At 44.7% G+C, this 19,230-nt stretch carries 16 protein-coding genes; 5 read left to right on the plus strand and 11 right to left on the minus strand.

The window, feature by feature from the left end:
• Positions 1-106: 106 nt before the first annotated feature.
• The 4 genes from GXP65_RS22630 to GXP65_RS22645 form a co-directional block, all read right to left on the minus strand.
• A complete protein-coding gene (locus GXP65_RS22630) occupies positions 107-442 on the minus strand; it encodes a NirD/YgiW/YdeI family stress tolerance protein (protein ID WP_005431766.1) in 336 nt (111 codons plus the stop codon).
• A 17-nt stretch (positions 443-459) separates the two neighbouring features.
• Positions 460-1,107 carry an AcfA family outer membrane beta-barrel protein gene (locus tag GXP65_RS22635; protein WP_005431751.1) on the minus strand — a complete coding sequence of 216 codons (648 nt, stop codon included), beginning with the start codon at positions 1,105-1,107 and terminating at the stop codon, positions 460-462.
• A gap of 136 nt (positions 1,108-1,243) precedes the next feature.
• A complete protein-coding gene (locus GXP65_RS22640) occupies positions 1,244-2,224 on the minus strand; it encodes an HAD family hydrolase (RefSeq protein WP_077262982.1) in 981 nt (326 codons plus the stop codon).
• 177 nt (positions 2,225-2,401) lie between these two features.
• Positions 2,402-3,190, minus strand: a complete 789-nt coding sequence (locus tag GXP65_RS22645; RefSeq protein WP_017819196.1) for an SUMF1/EgtB/PvdO family nonheme iron enzyme — start codon at positions 3,188-3,190, stop codon at positions 2,402-2,404.
• A gap of 176 nt (positions 3,191-3,366) precedes the next feature.
• On the opposite strand from GXP65_RS22645, the gene GXP65_RS22650 reads away from it, so the two are divergent.
• Positions 3,367-4,689, plus strand: a complete 1,323-nt coding sequence (locus GXP65_RS22650) for an anaerobic sulfatase maturase (protein ID WP_162093783.1) — start codon at positions 3,367-3,369, stop codon at positions 4,687-4,689.
• A gap of 10 nt (positions 4,690-4,699) precedes the next feature.
• Entirely contained in the window at positions 4,700-5,773 is a 1,074-nt protein-coding gene (locus GXP65_RS22655) for a HEAT repeat domain-containing protein (protein WP_162093784.1), read from the plus strand.
• A 20-nt stretch (positions 5,774-5,793) separates the two neighbouring features.
• Here the strand turns inward: GXP65_RS22655 and GXP65_RS22660 are convergent, their stop codons facing one another.
• Entirely contained in the window at positions 5,794-7,410 is a 1,617-nt protein-coding gene (locus tag GXP65_RS22660) for a VRR-NUC domain-containing protein (protein WP_162093785.1), read from the minus strand.
• Positions 7,411-7,505: 95 nt separating this feature from the next.
• Positions 7,506-8,738, minus strand: a complete 1,233-nt coding sequence (locus GXP65_RS22665; RefSeq protein WP_010452181.1) for an OFA family MFS transporter — start codon at positions 8,736-8,738, stop codon at positions 7,506-7,508.
• Between the two features lie 576 nt (positions 8,739-9,314).
• Here GXP65_RS22665 and GXP65_RS22670 point away from each other — a divergent pair.
• Positions 9,315-9,671: a hypothetical protein gene (locus GXP65_RS22670; protein ID WP_038892371.1), complete on the plus strand. Its 357-nt coding sequence runs from the start codon at positions 9,315-9,317 to the stop codon at positions 9,669-9,671.
• Between the two features lie 65 nt (positions 9,672-9,736).
• Here GXP65_RS22670 and GXP65_RS22675 read toward each other — a convergent pair whose 3' ends face one another.
• The 4 genes from GXP65_RS22675 to GXP65_RS22690 form a co-directional block, all read right to left on the minus strand.
• Positions 9,737-11,605 carry a M48 family metallopeptidase gene (locus GXP65_RS22675; protein ID WP_162093786.1) on the minus strand — a complete coding sequence of 623 codons (1,869 nt, stop codon included), beginning with the start codon at positions 11,603-11,605 and terminating at the stop codon, positions 9,737-9,739.
• A complete protein-coding gene (locus GXP65_RS22680; protein WP_162093787.1) occupies positions 11,605-12,195 on the minus strand; it encodes a LemA family protein in 591 nt (196 codons plus the stop codon). Before GXP65_RS22680 ends, GXP65_RS22675 begins: the two co-directional genes overlap by 1 nt.
• A 225-nt stretch (positions 12,196-12,420) precedes the next feature.
• Positions 12,421-13,788 (minus strand): anaerobic C4-dicarboxylate transporter DcuC, encoded by a 1,368-nt coding sequence (dcuC, locus tag GXP65_RS22685; protein WP_012129600.1) that lies wholly within the window; start codon positions 13,786-13,788, stop codon positions 12,421-12,423.
• Between the two features lie 382 nt (positions 13,789-14,170).
• Positions 14,171-15,295: a fatty acid desaturase gene (locus GXP65_RS22690; RefSeq protein WP_045369066.1), complete on the minus strand. Its 1,125-nt coding sequence runs from the start codon at positions 15,293-15,295 to the stop codon at positions 14,171-14,173.
• A 293-nt stretch (positions 15,296-15,588) separates the two neighbouring features.
• Between GXP65_RS22690 and GXP65_RS22695 the strand changes: the two genes are divergently transcribed.
• A complete protein-coding gene (locus GXP65_RS22695; RefSeq protein ID WP_005426812.1) occupies positions 15,589-16,137 on the plus strand; it encodes a GNAT family N-acetyltransferase in 549 nt (182 codons plus the stop codon).
• Between the two features lie 74 nt (positions 16,138-16,211).
• Here the strand turns inward: GXP65_RS22695 and GXP65_RS22700 are convergent, their stop codons facing one another.
• Entirely contained in the window at positions 16,212-16,829 is a 618-nt protein-coding gene (locus tag GXP65_RS22700) for an HAD family phosphatase (protein WP_038891692.1), read from the minus strand.
• A 303-nt stretch (positions 16,830-17,132) separates the two neighbouring features.
• Between GXP65_RS22700 and GXP65_RS22705 the strand changes: the two genes are divergently transcribed.
• On the plus strand, positions 17,133-19,178 hold the full coding sequence (locus GXP65_RS22705; RefSeq protein WP_162093791.1) for a hybrid sensor histidine kinase/response regulator: 2,046 nt from the start codon (positions 17,133-17,135) through the stop codon (positions 19,176-19,178).
• Positions 19,179-19,230 lie beyond the last annotated feature (52 nt).

Below are 19,230 nucleotides of genomic sequence, written 5' to 3' on the forward strand. Positions count from 1 at the left end.
TTTCAACCAACCAAAGGATCGTTCAACTGATCATTTGCTTAACTGATCGGAGTTAACCGCTGACGGTGGCTTTTGATTAACTGGGACAAAAGATAATTGCTAGCGCTTAAAGCTTCTGAATGGTATCGACGTCTATTTGAGTGGTTGTCCACTCAGAGTCTACTTCGCCGCGAATCGCAACTCTGTCTTTTGGTGATACATCTTGCCCCATCCAATCTTCGTTATCGATCTCAACTTGGATTTCACCAGTTTCATCTTTGAACAAGTAGGTCTCATCACCCAGAGCTTGCACAATGTTGCCCGTTAGCAACACAAAACTATCATCAGCCGCGTTTTGTGCTTCTTTGACGGTATTGATTGCAGCGGTTTCAGGACCGGTAAAGGCTGCCAATGCTGAGCCTGAAAGTAGGGCGAGCATTGACGCAAGAATCAGTTTTTTCATGCTAATGGCTTCCTAATTTAGAAATAGTAAGTAGAACCTACGTTGATTGATGCTGTGTTTGCGTAGCTATCAAGTTGGTACTTCGCGTTTGCGCCGATGGTCAATTGAGGGAAGACTTTGTATTCCGCACCAACAGAGAACACGGCACCCAACTCGTTATTCTTTTCTGTGTTGTGGAAAAGTGTTTTGCTCATTTCCACATCGTCATTTGAAACCAGTTCATGCTCTTCATACTTACCTGCTTTAGATTCGTATTGTGTGTAGCTCAGGCCAGCTTTCACTTTGGTGGTCCATTTATCGTTTAATGCGTAGCTAAACACAGGGGCGAGAGTGATTTGTTTTGCCTTGATTGATGAATCCCATTCCATTTCACGGTGGTAGTCTTTACCATCAATGTTCTCGATGCCTAAGTTTTTTGAACGACTATCGTCCAGTTCAAATTGGCTGTAACCCAGTTCTACTGCCCAAGAGTCGTTGATCGAGTAGCCAACAAATCCACCAAAAATACCGTCTTCCAGTTCAGGGTTGAGATTCACACCGTCAGCTTCAAAAGATGTTTCAAAATCGTGGTCGGTGGTGCCGAATCCATACTCCAAACCCACGTATGGTGCGGCTGCTACCGAAAATGAGCTTGCTGCTAGAATCGTCAGGGCTGTTCTTTTCATTATGTTTTTACCTCTTCGTTTTGATGAGAGGTATTGTGTGTGAAGAGTCGTGAAGTGATCGTGAAGAAAAGGCTAACGATTGAAAATGAATAAAAAAACTCCCCAAAAGGGGAGCTTTAAAGAAGTCGTCATGGTGTTAGTAGACGGTGCACCATTCGTTTTTCATGTCGATAAGATGCCAGTTATCGCGTTGGTTGGCTTCATCCATCGCTTTATCTAAGTGGCCGACGCTGGATTTACGGTCGTATTTCCACTCGCGATCTTCATCGGTGTGGTGAACGATCATCGCCATCGAGTTTGGCTGACTGGTTGCCCATTGCATCATCGCGTGGTCACCGTCTGAGTTACCAATTGCGAGAACAGGTTTCTTACCGATGATGTGTTGAATGTTTTCCACTTTACCTGCTTTGTCATCAATCGTTAGGATTTCACCTAACTTAGTCACAGTTGGCTTACCGTCGTTGTAGTCGTACTTGTATTTTAGTGCGCTACCAATGATTTGTTCTTCAGGAATGCCATACACTTCTGGTGCCCAAACACGCATAAAGTCCACACCGCCACCAGAGACAATGTAGGTCTTAAAGCCATGCTCTTGCAGGTAGGTCACCATTTCACGCATTGGTTTGTATGTAAGTTCGGTATAAGCTTTGCCAAAGCGTGGATCTTTCGCGACTTTCAGCCAATCGGCGACTTTTTGCTGATATTCCTCTACCGTCATGCCGCTGTGCGTGACTTTAACGATCTCAAGCAGTGCTTTTTCACCGCCCTTAAAAACGCCTTCGATATCATCGTTCAATACTGATTTGAACGGCTCTTGCGTCTTCCACTCTGGGTGGTCTTTTGCCATGATTTTCACTTCGTCTAGCGCATAGGCCAGCTGGAAGTAGAAAGGCTTCTCTGACCATAACGTACCGTCGTTATCAAATACGGCAATACGGTTTTGCTCAGGGATGAATGTCGATTTTGTTGTATCCAAAGATTGGTCAACGTAGTTCACGATGGCGGTCTTACTCGCTCCATCTTTCCAAGAAGGCAGCAAGCTTGGGTCGCAATCTAAAGCCATCGCTGAGAACGATAAACCAGATAAGACTGCAAGGGCACAGATGTGTTTCTTCATATTATTATTTACCTAAGTTTGAATGTATTGTTTGTATACATTTGAGGTTAAATGAGAACAACGTGGATCTAGCCTCTTTCCCTAACCATTTCCCTAACCATTTCCCTAACCAAGAGACGTGTTAATTGGTAAGAATGCCAAAGGGGCAGTAACGTCGCTTCTCATGCGTAATCGTGCTTAATCAGCATCTTTAGCAAGGCGAAGTCCCATGTCCGACATAATTATAGACTGGCTTGCGAAATCTCGACGGAAATTCTCTGATTCATCAGAATCATAGGCAAAGCTGCCACCTCGTACGGACTTGTGTGCTAGGCCGGCTTTTTCGTCTTTAGCGTTGTTCGGATTCTCGGTTGGGCCAAAGCGGTAGAAGGTGTCGTCATAAGCATCAATAACGAACTCACCAACGTTGCCTGTCATGTCATACAGACCAAGTTCATTAGGTTGTTTTTGACCAACTGGGTGGGCTTGGTTTTTGGAGTTGTCGGCATACCACGCCACATCAGCAATGTTGTTTGAGCCTGCGTAAGTGAAACCTTGGCTCTTGTTACCACCTTTTGCGGCAAACTCCCATTCCGCTTCTGTCGGTAAGCGGTAGTTTTCACCAGTCAGTTCGTTCAACTTCTCAATGAAGTAATTTGCTTGTTGCCAGCTCAAGTTATTAACGGGAATGTTTGCACCTTGGAAGTAGCTCATTGAAGAACCCATGACAGATTCGAATAATTCTTGAGTGACCTCGAATTTGGAAATGTAGAAGCCGTCTACCTTTACTTCGCGTGCTGGGGTTTCTGCCTTCTTGGCGGAGTCGCTGTCCGATCCCATGACAAATGAACCGCCTTCAACCAACACCATGTCTTGATCAATGTTAAGCGCGATAGGGTGCGGTGATTGAGTCGCACAACCACTCATTAATACGCTGAATGATAGAATGGAAAGTGCGGTTAACGATTTGCTTTTAAATGATTTCATCAATAGTTTCTCGCCAAAAAAGTCACGATAAATATTAGCAATAAACGCTATGAAAAAAGGTTATAAACGGTATAACAAGCCTCTTGTATTAATGGGATTTATGATTAGGTCATCAAGGTGAGAATGGCACGCTTATGAGCGTTCTCAGCTGCATTTCATAACGAAAAAGGTGACGTATGCACATTACTCAAGGTCCTCAGTTCAACGGTAAAGCCTCTAAGCGTTTGCATGTCATGGCAAAGCCTATCGGGGCAGCTTGTAACATTGATTGCACTTACTGCTATTACCTCAGCAAACAGGACTTACTTGAGTACAAAAAAGGCTGCACGCCTGTGATGGATAAAGAGACGTTAGAAACCTACATTCGTCAGTACATTGAAGGACAAAACACGCCGGAAATCATCTTCTCTTGGCAGGGTGGTGAACCAACGATGTTGGGCTTGGATTACTTTAAAAAGATTGTTGAGTTTCAATCTAAGTACAAGCCTGAAGGCGTGGTCATTTCAAACGATTTGCAAACCAACGGTACGTTGCTCAACGATGATTGGTGTGCATTTTTAAAAGCAAATAACTTCTTGGTCGGTTTGAGTATCGACGGGCCAGAAATGATGCACAACGCTTACCGAACCAACCGCGCAGGGCGTGGCACGTTTAACCAAGTGATGAAGGCTGTTGAACTGCTGCACAAACACGAAGTGAAGTTCGCAACGCTGACTTGTGTAAACAATCTAACCAGCCGCAATCCTCTTGAGGTGTACCGATTCCTGCGTGATGAAGTGCGTTCTCCGCAAATGCAGTTTATTCCCATCGTAGAACAGAAAACGTTCCGTACTACCGCACCTCAAACATGGGAGCCGCAAGAGCAGTTGAAACAAGGCGACAAGCGTCTTATTCCTGGTCACAAAGACTCTGTGGTTGAGCCATGGTGTGTGGCAGACGAGGCGTGGGGTAACTTTCTTATCGCGATTTTTGATGAGTGGATTCAACACGACATTGGCAAGGTGTTTGTTCAGTACTTTGAAGCGAGTGTAGAGACTTGGATGGGGCGTAAAAACCCACTTTGTACGCTCGGTGAGGTTTGTGGCAAAGGCTTGGCAATGGAACCAAACGGCGATGTTTTCGCTTGTGACCACTACGTTTATCCAGAATACAAGATTGGCAACATCCACCACGAAAAATTAGACACGTTGGCGTATGGTCCTGAGCAACAAAAGTTTGGCTTTGCCAAGACTCGCTCGCTAACCAAGCAATGTCAACAGTGTGATTACCAATTCGCTTGCTACGGCGAGTGTCCGAAAAACCGTTTCATTCGCACCAAAGACGGTGAGCCCGGGTTGAACTACCTGTGTGCAGGTTGGAAAAAGTTCTTCTCTCATGCCGATAAGGCAATGGCATACATTCTTCGTGCAACGGGTAACCCTGTGGCACATGGCAAATACAGTGATGCAGTGTTACGCCAACAAGCGGCGAAGCGTCCTGTATTCGAAACCAAATTTTAAGGGGATTGATATGACATTCTCAAAAACGTTATTAGCTGTCGCTTTAGGTGTCACCGCAAGCCAATCTGTTGCAGCGCAGGATGAAACCTTGCTCGCACCAGACCAAGTCTCTTCTGCCAGCGTGACAAGCTCTCAAAAAGCAAACTCGGCACAGATGTCGCCACAGCAAGTGGTTGCGAAGTGGTCTTATCAAGCTCAAGACGTGAAACAGCCAGTAGAAAAGCGTATTGAAGCGTTGCATGAGCTGGCTAAATACCCAAGTCAAAACGCGCTGGTGGCGGTTGCACGCAGTCTTCAAGATCAAGACCCTGCGGTTCGTGAAGCTGCGATTGTCGGAGCAGAACCTTACACGATTGAACATCGCTGGCGCATGATTGAGCCACTGTTGAGTGATCCAGAGGCGATGGTTCGTATTACAGCTGCGACCAACTTAGTGCGTGACTTTTCTAACGTGAGCAGCGAGCAACAGCAAACGCTTGAAGCTCCGGTTGCTGAACTGATCAGCTACTTAGAGCACAAGAAAGACGACGGCTCTAAACTGCTGTTAGCGGATGTCTATCGTTGGCACCATGAATGGGATAAAGCAGATAAAATCTATCAAGTTTTAGTGACCAATCAGCCGGAGAATCCACAAATCTGGTTAAGCTTGGCGGACAACTACCGAGCTCAGCAACGCGATGCTGATGCAGTGAAGACGCTGGATTCTGCAATTAAGCTTCATCCTGACAACGCGCCTTTACATTACTCAAAAGCGCTGACGCTAGTACGTCTTGATGACAAGAAGAGTGCTGCTTCAGAGATTGAAAAAGCGGCCAACATGGCGAAAGATAACAGCTACTATTGGTATCTCAATGGTGTCTTGCAAGAAGAGTACAACTTAGACAAATCGGTGAAGTCTTTTGAGCAAGCATATTTGATTTCTGGCGCGCCGGAACAGCTTTACGCAGTGTGTGATATTTACGTCCGTTACGACAACCCGAAAACAGATGAGTGCTTGGGCGAACTAGAGAAAGTCGCACCAAGCTACGTGATTGATCAATTGAAAGAGAAGAAAGGGCAGAAGAACGCCAAAGTAAACCGCTAAAGCTCTTTTTAGCTCTTTCCCTAAGCTTGTGCCGTTACATAACAAACTGAGAACGGCACATTGAGGCGATTGAACTCCTTGATCCAACGCCATTGGTTATCTTGGAGTTTATCGCCCGGACCTTTCACTTCTATCCATTCAAACTTCCCATCTTTAAAAGCTATCAAATCCGGCATGCCGTTTCGATAGAGTTTTAGGTCGCTTAACTGCACGTTAAACAGTTCGACCAACAGGTCATTAGGGATGTGTTCAAGTGCTAGGGAAATCAGCTCTTCGTTTACATACGCCCAACTGACGAAGGGATTACTTACCCCAACTTTATCTCTGTATGTATCAATCAGCGCCTGCGTCTTCCCTTGTTGAACTTGCTCAAGCGCATTGTCGATAAGCTGCTTTCTTTTATCGGCAAAATCGGCGTGATACAAATCCAATGGTCGATGTTGATAAGCGTTAATGAATGCGCCTTCTATCGGTGCAAATATCGCATTCCACAAGGTTAATCCTAACAAGCTGTTGAGTAGGGTATTCTCGGAATAGAAAACGGTCCAACCTAAACTTTCGAAATGCGCTTTGGTTGCCAGTTCAACACGTTGCTGTGATAGGTCCAATTCGATATGGTATTCGCTGCATTTTGGCTTGGTGGCTCTCGGGACTTTCAATCCTTGTTTACGTTTAACGCGTTGTTCAAGCTTTTGTGCCACCTCAAACTCGGAAACATCAATAGGGTGAGCGAGCATTTCAGTGACAATGTCACTAAACAAATCGTTTTGTTCCAGCTTGTCGTATATGCGAGCACGACGCTCTCGGCTTGGCGCGAGTGTGGTCGTCTCAAACAGCGCAATTGCCATCTCAAGTTCGTTTATGCGTTCGTAATCACGGGCAATGTCGTTAATCATGTGCTCACGTTTACGGTCGACGTAGCGATGTTCAACCCGTTCTGGCATCGCTTCGATAAGAATATCGAGGTTATCTTTTTGTTTTCTGTCGCATTGCCAATAAAGGTTGGAGAGCTGGCTGAGCTCAATAAGACGGTCGATTTGCTCTCTACTCTCGAAGAATCGACGCGCTTTACTTAACTGGTATTGTTCGAATTGGTGTAAGCCTAAATCATCAAGCACGAACTGACTGAGGTCTTGATGGGTATTCGCAAAAAACAGCGTCAGCAAAACATCAATCATGTGTGCGGAGTTAAGCTTAATCACCGTGAAATCCAGAGCCTCAAATAGCTCGAAACGCTCTTCACTCAGGCATGCCACTAACGCCTCTTTCTTGAGGGATTTAGGATGCTCAGGATAGAGCGTGACGATTTCTGGCTTGGTCAGTAGATTCGCTGCTAATTCTTGCGTTGTTAGGTCTGGGGAGAGCGAGACAAAATCATGAGCTGCCAATTCATCCAAAGCCGCCTGGATGTTCTCGATTTCTTGATAGCTGAGTTTGTCGCTGCGAAACCAACACCCTTTACGGCTGTAAAGACGTACGAGAAGGCATTGTGCGGGTTTGTTTAAGCTACCAAACGCGGACAGCCATTGGTGTTCATCTTTGGTAAGTAAGTCGCTGTACCATTCGGTAGCGTGCTGAGTGAGTTTAAGGAAGTTATCGAGATAGTAATCTGGCGCGAGTTCGACGGTGTTTTCCATAACCAACTAATAATAAAAAAGGCTTAACCCATAGGTTAAGCCTTTTTCGAATCAATTTCTGCAGATCTATTAGATAAATAGAACTGAACTGGCGATTAAGCGTTTTTCAGTTGCGCTACTTTCGCTTCAGTCAGTGGCTTAGTGATGAACGCTAGTACGATACATACCGCCATCATTGCCGCTGAGATAGTGTAAGCAAGCGTGTAACCGTCACCGTTAGTCATTGAGAAACCAACAACAGCAGCACCGATTGCACCACCGATACCCCATGCTGTGTATAGCACGCCGTAGTTAGTACCGTAGTTCTTCAGACCGTAGAATTCAGCCGTTAGAGTAGGGAATACAGCTAGAAGCGTACCGTAACCAACTGCTGCAATTGCTGTGCCGATTATCAGCGTGAACTCAGTTTTGAACGTTGCAAACAGAACCATGTTGATGCCCTGTAGAACGAACGCTAGAAGAAGAGTACGTACGCCACCGATCTTGTCTGCAAGCATACCAGCTGCTACACGACCGCCTGAGTTAAATACCGCAAGGATAGACGCTAGGTAAACCGCGTTTGGTAGGTTCGCTTGAACGCTTGCGATAGTTGTGATGTTACCGATGATCATAAGACCAACAGAAGCTGCGAACGCGTACATGATCCATAGAGAGTAGAACTGTGGCGTTTTAAGCATTGCTTTCCAAGTTAGGTCGTCAGACTTCTTCACAACCTTAGGTGCTTGACCTTCTTTTACTTTAGGTTCAGCTGGCGTGTAATCCGCTGGTGGGTTGTTGATTGTTGCTGCTAGAGGAACAGCGATAGCAAGGATACCAACACCAAGAACTAGGAAGCTCGTTTGGATGCCCATGCTGTCGATCAGCGCAGAAGTCACAGGAGCTAGGTAGATAGCTGCTAGACCGAAACCTGCTGCGATGATCCCGTTAACCATACCTTTCTTAGATGCGTGGAACCACTTCATTGCTGAAGGAGAAAGACACGCGTAACCAAAACCGATACCTGCACCAGTGATCACACCGAAAGTGATGTTCAGCATTAGTGGTGAGTTAACAAAACCAGACGCGATCATGCCTAGACCTGTTAGAACAGTACCTAGGATAAGGATCAAACGTGGACCCATACGGTCTTGAAGAATACCTGCAACAAGAAGACAGATAGAGAAAGTAATAGTTGCAGTCGCGTAAGGTGCAGATGCTTCTGCTGCGCTCCAGCCTGACTCAGTCACTAGTGCTTTGTTGAATACACTCCAAGCATACAGGATGCCAAGACAAAGGTTGATACAGAATCCTGCTAGCAGGATGCGCATAGCTTTATCAATCTTGCTCATTTTTGTTCTCAGTAATACCTCTTGGCGGATAGCAAAGAGGGGTCGGTTTAAAGATAGGGTTTACTCAAAATAAGTTTGCGTTTTTCAACGTATAACGTAATGAGCGCGGATTATAACCAATAAATGTGTGATTGGAATCTCTTTTTACCCCTATGACTAAAAATAATTTGAAACATTAAAAATGTTTGTAATGGGATGGTTTTATATATGAAGGAAATGTTGATCTAACGTAAAGAATCGTTGATTTGGTAGTGAGATCCTAAGTGAAACGAGATGGATAGCGTGAAGTTAAGTGTTTGGCTCACAGTTTAAGCAAAAAGTTTCAAAATATTTTAGTGTTAATGTTCTGTAACAAAAGTGGCCAAAATAGAGACTGTTTTCTGTAAGTGCAGGATCTAAAGGGTTTATAAATTAGATAATGTTAAACACTTGTAATAACTTGATTTCAAGGAGGAGGGCGGACATAAAGTGAGCAAAAAATGTGCTTGTAATTGCTAAATAGATAAGCAAAATAGGGCGCAAAATGAGTTTTCATTAATGAAAGGATGCTTTTTTCTACTCGTAGTGAGGTGACTTATGAAATTGTTCCTATTACTTATGGCTTCTGTTTCTGCAGGTGTCGCATCAGCAGATCACATCCATTCATTCATGCTAGGTCTTTCTATTGCATCGCTTGCAGTAGGTAGCTGCTACTTCTTCGCATTCCGTAGTTCGCGTTTCCCAGAGTTCGCATTGTTCTTACTGATCTGTGGCATGTTATCTAAATTGACGATTACAGTGATCGGCGTAATGTGGGGTATGTCAGCAGAGCTGATTACTTCTCCTATCGTGTTTGCTTTGTCTTACTTGTTCTTCTCATTAGCCGTGACCTACTTGTGGTTCAGCTATCGTCAAAGCATCACTAAGATTCCAGAGCGCTTTAAAGCTGCTTAATCAGCGTCACTTATAGCCGAATACAAAAACGCCAGCGCTCATCGCTGGCGTTTTACTTTCTGTGTTTACAGCGTCACAGTAAGCGGCGGTTCTGGAACTTCCAAGAAACACGCGATCACTCGGTACAATTCGCCTTCTGCAACGGTGATCTGACCGTCAGACTCAATTGCTAAACGACAAGCCTTCACGAACTGGCGTCGTTGAGCTGGCTTCAGTTGTAGCAACAGTTCTAATGCCGCGCGACTTAAACGCCAGTTGTTGTTTGGCGCTTCCAATGTCGTTTCTGCAAATCCTAGCGAGGTGAGCGATGCGTTGAATGCGCGTTGTGCGCCCTCTCTTTCTGAATGCGTGACCCACGCCAATTCACGTAGCAACCAATGTACGCTTTCTTGGAGTTGCTTGAAGGTCTTGTTTTGGCGAGTAGAGCCAAAAGGCGCAAGAAGCTGCTTTTCAAACAAGTTAATGACGCACCATTCACCCAGTGAGTAGTGATTGTCCGTTTGAGACAACTCTCGCAACACTTGGCAAAGTCTGTTTTTCTGACCTTCACTCATTGATTTAAGTGCTGGGATGGCGAGCTCTAGTAGAGGAAGCCTTAGGTGCAGGGGCAAATCGTAATCCAGCCATGGTAACAGCTTTGCGTGCGAGACCATTGGAATATGACCTTTGATCATCTCACGTTGCACATCGCTGCCATCAAAGATCAGGAGCAATGCAATAAAGCGCGAACTGTAGGGTTCACGCGCAATGTCTACCAAGTCTTGGGGCAATTGGCTGATCAGTTGTTTACCTGTATCACTTAGTTCTGAGGAAGTTGGCGTGGCTCTTTGTGGTTCATGGTCTTGAGAGTTGAAATCGGCATCCGACGCAAATCCGCTGACTTGTTCACTTCCAAACGCTGAAGTGTTGCTCTGACTTCTGTGCGAAAAGCTGCCATCCCAAGTGGGCTCGATACGACGGATTCGCTCTTCCAGAGGTGGGTGAGTAGCGAAGAAGCCGGTAAAGCCAGACAAGCTGCTTTGCCCAAACATCATGTGGCTCATTTGGCTGCTCGCTTGCGCATCCAAGCTAGAGCCAGATGCATGACCGCCAATCTTTTTCAAAGCACCTGAAATACCTTGGTCATTACGAGTAAACTGAACCGCACTCGCGTCCGCCAAGAACTCACGTTGTCGTGAGATAGCTGCTTTGATCATTGATCCAAATAAAGTACCAACCCAGCCAAGCACCAAACATACAATCGCGATCAACATAATGACAGCGAAGCCTTTATCGGAATCCGAAGAGCTTCTTGATGCGCGGCTCGTGTAGTGTGTATTGTCGAGAACCAAGTGACCCAAGTGCGCAATACAAGTAATACCGAACAAGACGCCAATCAAGCGCGTGTTCATACGCATATCGCCATTTAATACGTGGCTGAACTCGTGAGCAATAACACCTTGCAGTTCATCACGGGAAAAGCTGTCTAGCGCGCCTTGTGTGACACCGATTACGGCATCATCAATACTCATGCCTGCAGCAAACGCGTTAATACCTCGTTCTTCCTGCATGACATAAACAGGAGGAACGGGAATGCCAGATGCGATTGCCATCTCTTCAACCACATTAAGCAATTGACGGTGTTTCGTGTCAGTTGTATTCGAGGAGATAAGCTTACCCCCAATACTTTCAGCAACGCCGCGACCGCCATTGGAAGAGAGCTCAGATAAGCGAAACATAGAGCTGATGGCGACAACCAGTGCCACGCCTCCAAAGCACAATAAGGTGTAGGTGATGGCGGTTCGTTGATCAAACGGCTCCCCAGTGACCCCGTAATAAATAGCAATCGACAGTACGCTGACCAAGCCAGTGATGATTAATACAGCTAAGGAAAACAGAAACACCAAAAGCCCGGTACGCTGACGTGCGGTATCTTGATGGTCAAAGAAATCCATTAGAATTCAACCTTTGGCGCTTCTTGGATTGCTTCACTGTCTGCAAACTCAAGCAGCTTACCGTCTTGGAAGCCAAACATATTGGCAAACAGAACTGGTGGGAAAGTCTGCTTGTAAGTGTTGTAGCTGGTGACAGCATCGTTAAAGGCTTGGCGAGCAAAAGCGACTTTATTCTCTGTGCTAGTCAGCTCTTCTTGCAGTTGAGTCATTGTTTCGTTGGCTTTCAGTTCTGGGTAAGCTTCAACAACAACATTTAACTTACTTAGCGCATTTTGTAGCATGCCTTCTGCTTGTGCCAGTTGGTTAATGGCCGCATCGCTATCTGGCGCATCACTTGCTGCTTTCAGGCCAGAAATCGCTTGGTTACGTGCTTGGATGACACGCTCAAAGGTTTCTTTTTCATGCTCCATGTAACCTTTCGCAATGCTAACAAGGTTTGGGATCAGGTCGTAACGACGTTTTAGCTGAACCTCAATCTGAGCAAAGCTGTTTTTAAAGCGATTACGTAGCGTCACTAGTTTGTTGTAAATGCTGACCGCAAACACCGCGATAAGCAAAACGATGACGATAAAAACAATAAGTGAAGTCATAGTAAGTTCCATTTTGTGAATGTATTGGAACGTTATATAAGTACCTGAGATATTAAGCAAATTGGTCTTGCTCATAATGTGCAGTGTTTTGTAAATAAGAGACACATTGCGTATTCAATGCGGAGTATTAAGAGAGGGGATAGGTGGCGATAAGGTGTATTGAATGGATAAAAAAGCTCGACATAGAAGTCGAGCCTTTGTTGATTTGCGCGATGTAGCTGCAGTTTATGCCGTCATTGGTACAAGCACCATAGTACCGATGATCACAGTAATCAGACCTGCGAGAACAGGCACTGATGTACGTTTCACCACTTCGAATGGGCTGATGTTTGCCATACCAGAAGTCGCAACGATTACACCAGATACCGGCGAGATAGTACGACCTAGGTTAGAAGCTTGTAGCATTGGGATGATTAGGAACGCAGGGTTTAAACCCATCTTCGCAGCCAGTGAAGGTGCAAGCTCTACGAACGCATAGAATGGAGCGTTACCAGAACCTGTCGCAATCGCAGCGGCAACAGTTAGGCCAGTTAGGATAAGCATTAGTGCAACACCGCCAGCACCTGCATTGTCTGCAAGATGAAGTAGGTTATCGATAGCACCAATTGACATTAGACCTTGTGCGAATACACCAGCCGCAACCAACAGCATTACTACGCCTTTAAACGCATCTGCCATACCTGCATAACATGAATCAAGATCTTCAAGCGACTTCTTACCGTCAAATTTGTTCACCACGTAGTGAATCACGGCACCCAAGAAGATAGAGCCTACCACGATCGTGTAGATGTCTAGAGTCAGGCCAGGAATCGTACGACCGTTGAATAGGAATACGCCGATGATTGGTAGGAAAGGAAGAACAGCATAGAACGCTGGCGCATCTGCTTTGATCTCAGATACGTCAATCTTTTCCATTGGCGTGTTGTCTTTCTTATCTAGGTATTTATTCCAGAAGAAAGCCGCTGCAGCCATTACGATGATTGCACAGATAGAAACAGGCAGTACGGTTTGAACCGCGAACACGTCAAGTGCTAGGCCTGATTTTTCTGCCGCGATAACCACGTCACCAGAAGTTGGCGAAAGGATGATTGCCGCAGGTGAAGCACACACTGCTACAGCAGCAGGGCGAGAGATACCCATTGCCGTCATCATTGGGAATAGGGTAGCCATCAATAGCACGCCTAGACCTGTTGCTGAACTCACTGCAAGAGACATCAAACATGCCACGATGTAAGCCGCTACCAAAAGGACGTATGGAGACTTGATGACAGAAAGCGGTTTAGAGAACTGTTTTACGACTACATTGTTTGCGCCGATGTGTGTCATGTAAGACGCGAAGCCACAAAGTAGCATGATTTGCATACCAAGGCCGCCGCCACGGTATTGAAGCATGTATTTTACGTACTCTAGTGCGTCCGTCACCATATTACCCGTTGAGGTTACTTTTGATGGCAGAACGTCATGGCCAAGGATGCCAGTCATTAGAAGCAAACTAATACCCGCGGTTAATAACACGCCAGCGGCTTTGTAGCCTTTGACAATGAAATAACCCACAGCAATGGTCACTACCAAGCCAATTAAGAGCTCTAACATAGGGTTGTCTCCAGATATTATGAAAAAAAGAAAGAAACTGTTTCAGTTTATGTCTGGGAATTTACAGAATTCTTTCCTGTGGCACGAGACTAAATTAGAGCTAGCATGATCTAAAACAAATAATAGATTAATAAATAATTGCCTTGGATTATATTGTTTAAATTACGTTTTTTAGGTGTTATGTACTGGTTTTATGGATTTTAATGAAACGAAAATATGAACAATTTATCGAATAAAAATCGTACGAAATGATTAAAAAGTGGGAAAAGTGATACTTCGAGCTAGATCACGTTAAAGGGGCTTGATTGTACAAAAAAGCTCCGAATGATCGGAGCTTTTGTTTTGAGGTCGTTATTTCAACGTCGTTATATTGAAGCGCAGATTAGGCGTAGCGACGTACTAAAAGGTTCCAACTGCGTTGTTGACGCTCAAATTCTTCTTTAATTTGTTGGTACTTCAACTTTGATACCGAGCGCTCGTATTTTTTCACTACTGTCGCTGTTTTCTCTCCGAGCACTTCTTTGCGCACTTCGTAGTATTCCTGCATATGATGGACTAGAGCATCAAACTCTTGCTGGAGCTGGTCTCTGATTGATTGGCTGTTCGGTTTACTCTCAAGTTTCTCTTTCGCTTTTTTCAATAACTGAGTTGCACGCGCTTTCTCAATACGAAACGTCGATGTCGTGCGAAGCTTCGTTGTTAAGCCCAACCAAGAACAGGACTTGATCAGCCATTTTGTTGGATCGTAATGCCACCAGTAGACACCATTGCGGTAATCGTTTTCAAAGATGTGGTGGAAGTTATGGTAGCCCTCACCAAACGTAAAGAATGCCAAAATACCATTGTCACGAGCGGTGTTCTTATCAGTAAAGGTTTGTTTGCCCCAAACATGTGCCAATGAATTGATAAAGAAAGTGGTGTGATGGCTCAAAAACAGGCGAGCAGCACCAACGATCAGGAACATTCCCCAGATATCACCATAGATAAGACCCAGTAAAAGAGGGAAGCCGATATTAGTCACAATAGCTAAAGGAACGTAATACTTGTGCTGCCACGCAACGATCTTGTCTCGTTTCAAATCGCGACAGTTCGTGTACTCGTTCTCTCTTGATTTGTTGTAATCACGAAGCATCCAACCAATGTGCGAGTACCAAAAACCGCGTTTCGCTGAATACGGGTCTTTGTCGTTATCGTCGACATGTTTGTGATGAACTCGATGATCAGAGGACCAATGCATCGCACTGTTTTGAAGAGAGAAGGCACCACCGATGGCAAAGATGAATCGTAAAACTGGGTGAGCTTCGTAGGTTTTGTGGCTCCATAGGCGGTGATAACCCGCGGTAATGGAGAGATTGGTAAAGCTAAAGGCGAGAATGCCCCAGATCAGATGTTCCCAACCTAATCCGTAATGGTATGCATACCAAGGCAATACAACGAAGGTCAGTATAAAACTGGCAGAAAATATTAGTATATTCAGCCAGATAAGAGGCGGTTTATTATGCGTCACGGTGTGTCCCTAACTTTGAGCTAACAACTGTACGCCAGAATATCAGCGTACACGTGTAAGTCAAACTAAAGTTAGATGACTTTGTTTCGAGTTGTGACAGTTCTATCGTTAAGGGCAAGCTCGCAATAAACAGCGGTTGTCGGTGGGATATTTTGCTTTTAAACGAATAATGAGTAGTATTAATCAATGAGCTGTGGCTATAGATTTGTAAAATCTGCCAATAATATGTAGTTAATGAGGTGGAAAATGCCAAAGCTCGTTAGAGAAGCAATAAAAGAACATAGGAATACGTAATGGAATTACGATTAGCGGAATATAAGGATTATGAACGCATCGCGCAGTTACATGCGGACAGCTGGAAGCGTCATTACCGCGGAGTGTTAAGTGATGCGTACTTGGATAGTGAAGCCATCGACGACAAGCTGTTGATATGGCAAACGCGCTTAACCAACCCGCCATTCAACCAACACATTGTTTTAGCAGAAGAGGGGGGACTTCTTCTTGGTTTCATTTGCGTGTTTGGTAATCATGACTTTGAGCGTGGTAGCTTTATTGAGGCATTACACGTTGATGATAGCTACCGCGGAAGAGGCATTGGTAAACAGTTACTTCTTGCTGTAGCAGAATGGCACCAGCAATACTTTAAGGACAGTGGGTTATACCTTGAGGTGGTCTCCCAAAACGAACCTGCGGTTGAGTTTTATCAACACATTGGTGGACAAGAATGCCAAGAGCGAAACTGGAAAACGCCAGGTGGTAATGAAGTGCTAGAGAAAGTGTTTCGTTGGTCAAGTGCGCAATCACTCGTTAATGGCATCGAAGAGAACGTGGTTTACTCATAGCCCTTGTCGTTGATTTACACCTTGTAGAGCCTAAAAGAGCAGCCAAGTGCTGCTCTTTGTCGTTAGAACCAATCCTAAAAGCTCAACCCCATGGCTTTTAGTTCACACTCACATTGTTCTGCGTGCTTAAATTGAATCGCCTCAATGCCTACCTCGCGTGCGCCTTCAACGTTATAGGGCATATCGTCGAGGAACACGGTTTCTTTCGCTAAAAGTTGATGGGTTTCTAATAGGCTCTGATAAATCTCTGGTTGAGGCTTCAACAAGCCAAGTTCTGCAGATACTGTTGTGCCCTCAAATAACGGCCAAAAGTCATACGTAGCTTTTAGATATTCAACGATCTCTACTACATTGTCAGTCAGAGCGAACACACGATATCCTGCTGACTTTATGCGCTTTAGAAGGTCCACACTGCCATAAATCAGAAGTTGGGTATGCTTCACGTAGTAAAAGAAACGCTCTGCTTCGCTCTCAGACAACTGTTTTTCGAGTTGATACCGCTGTTTGGCTTGTGTTTCTGTAATCAGCCCTTTGTTCAAATCCAACCAAATCGCACTCGTGAAAAGATCTTTCGCTAACGCCTCGGCATCGACATCATTTCCAAAAGTCAGTCTCACGATTTCGATTGGTGACCACCTTACGAGTACATTACCTACATCGAATACGACATTTTTAATTTCCACTGGTTGCATAGGTGTCCTTGTTTGATAAGTTGAATAGGGAAGTGAGCACTGTGCTGGTGTTTTTATGTTGCATGGCATTCATGTACATGACGTTGCGCCACTTCTCAGTTTCTGATTAATTAACAATCAAAGTTACCTAGTGATTCTTTTTGTGAATATAAAGCTCTGAATTTAAAGAGGAGCGTCGCGAAATATTTGATTAATGTCTCACTGCTTATGTGCGATAACTAATATATAATTGAAAGGCAAATACAAAGAAAACAATGCTAAAGATAAAATCAGTAAATGCTAGGCTCAGTAGATAAAGTAAATATGGACGCGATTCGCAAAGTATATCAGTACGCAGAACCCAACCTTACCCTCGTAGGATGGATGGGCTTCGTCGGCTTTCCTATTTACTACGTCGTTTGGGAGTTCATGTTCCCGCAGCCATATGAAAACCTACCGCTTCGTATTCTCTGCTCAATCTTATTCTTCGGCATCATTTATCGTAATCGTACGCCATTTGAGTGGCGTAGGTTCTTACCCGCCTATTATCAAGTGGTCACAACGCTCTGCTTACCTTGCTTTTTCTTTTACATGTTGCTGATGAACAACTGGTCGAATGTATGGGTAATGTCGTTTATGTCGGCGATTTTTCTGCACATTCTGCTCGTGCATATCACATCGGTGATGTTTGCCCAGACATTTGCGGGAATTGGTCTAGCGACGTTTTTTGCTTGGGTAGCGCAGGGGTTTCACCTCGAACTCACCATGGATTGGACGCACGTACCGATCTTCTTGTTTATTTATCTCTTTGGTAACTTGTTCTATTTCCGAAACCAGGTAGAACATGAAGCAAAAGTCTCAATCGCAAAGTCTTTTGGGGCAGGTATCGCCCACGAAATGCGAAACCCACTTAGTGGTTTATTAACTTCTATCGATGTCATTCAATCCGTGTTGCCAAATCCGAAAGAGGGCAAGAAAGAGCAGTACACGTTAAGTGATGAAGACGTGACACTGTTACGAGAAGTCAGCAGTGACGCAATGAAGATCATCCATTCAGGAAACGAAACCATTGATTTGCTTCTTACCTCAATTGACGAGAACCGTGTGTCTCGCTCGACATTTAAAAAGCACTCTGCACAATCTGTTGTTGAGAGTGCGATTGAAAGTTTCAGTTACAAACGATCGACAGACCGTTTTGCTATCTCCTTGGATGTAAGAAGTGAGTTCGATTTCTTGGGCAGCGATACATTGCTTAAGTATGTGATGTACAACTTGTTCAAGAACGCCTTCCACCACCGTAGTTCAGAAGACTTCCACATACACGTCACCATGTACAGTGATGAATTTGCCAACCAAATTGTGGTGACTGATAACGGTTCGGGCATTGCACCAGAAGTTCTTCAAAGTATTTTCCAAGATTTCTACACTACGGGTAAGTCAGGAAACTATGGCCTTGGATTGCCTTTCTGTAAGAAAGTGATGCGTTCATTTGGCGGTGATATTCGTTGCCAATCAGAAGTCGGCGAATGGTCTCAGTTCACGATGACTTTCCCTACGATTGGCTCAAGCGCAGTCAAAGAGATTAAGAGTGAGCTAACCAAGCTAAAAACGATTTTGTTTGTGAGTGAGCAAAACATCTTAGTTTCGAAAGTGACGGACATTGCTCGTTTTATGGGATTCGAACTCACGGTTCTCGATGTTCCTGCGGTTCTTAAAAAGAAAGAATACGAGTTCGAGTTTGATTTGATCCTGATCGATATGGAGAGTTTAGACGCCCGTGGCAGCCATATAGATAAGGTTGAGTCGTTACTGTCGTTCACTGAAGCTCGCATTGTTTACATGTTTGAGCACCATCCAATTCAAAGAGCGAGAAGCGTTTCTTTTGAACCTATTTGGGTAGAGACACAAGCCTGGCTTCTGAATACTCGAGCGACCATCGACCGTTTACTGTATGACGCTAATTATGTTGTTCCATCGATGCCAGCGAAGCCGCTCGATTCAACAAACAAGCGAACCATTATGGTGGTTGACGATAATGAGTCTTTACGCAAGTTTACGGCCATGCTGCTTGAGAAGCAGGGTTTTGAAGTGATCCAAACCGAAGATGGGCTGCAGGCAATCAACGCATTGAATGAGAACAATGTTGACTTAATCCTAATGGACATCGAAATGCCGGTGATGGATGGTGTAGAAGCATCTCGTCAAATCAGAGGTTCAAATAAGGCGTACGCTTCGGTGCCTATTATTGCGCATACTGGTGATAGCTCACCGATAACACTCGACAAGATTGGTTCATCTGGCATGTCGGATTTCATCGTTAAACCTGCGGATAAGAACAGGTTGTTCGACAAGATTGCGAACTGGATTTAGTTCTTGCTCAATAGGATGACGAAAACGAATAGAGCTCAGCACTATGCTGAGC

Source organism: Vibrio sp. LB10LO1 (genome assembly GCF_010092875.1).
In the GTDB taxonomy this organism is placed as follows: Bacteria; Pseudomonadota; Gammaproteobacteria; order Enterobacterales; family Vibrionaceae; genus Vibrio; species Vibrio campbellii.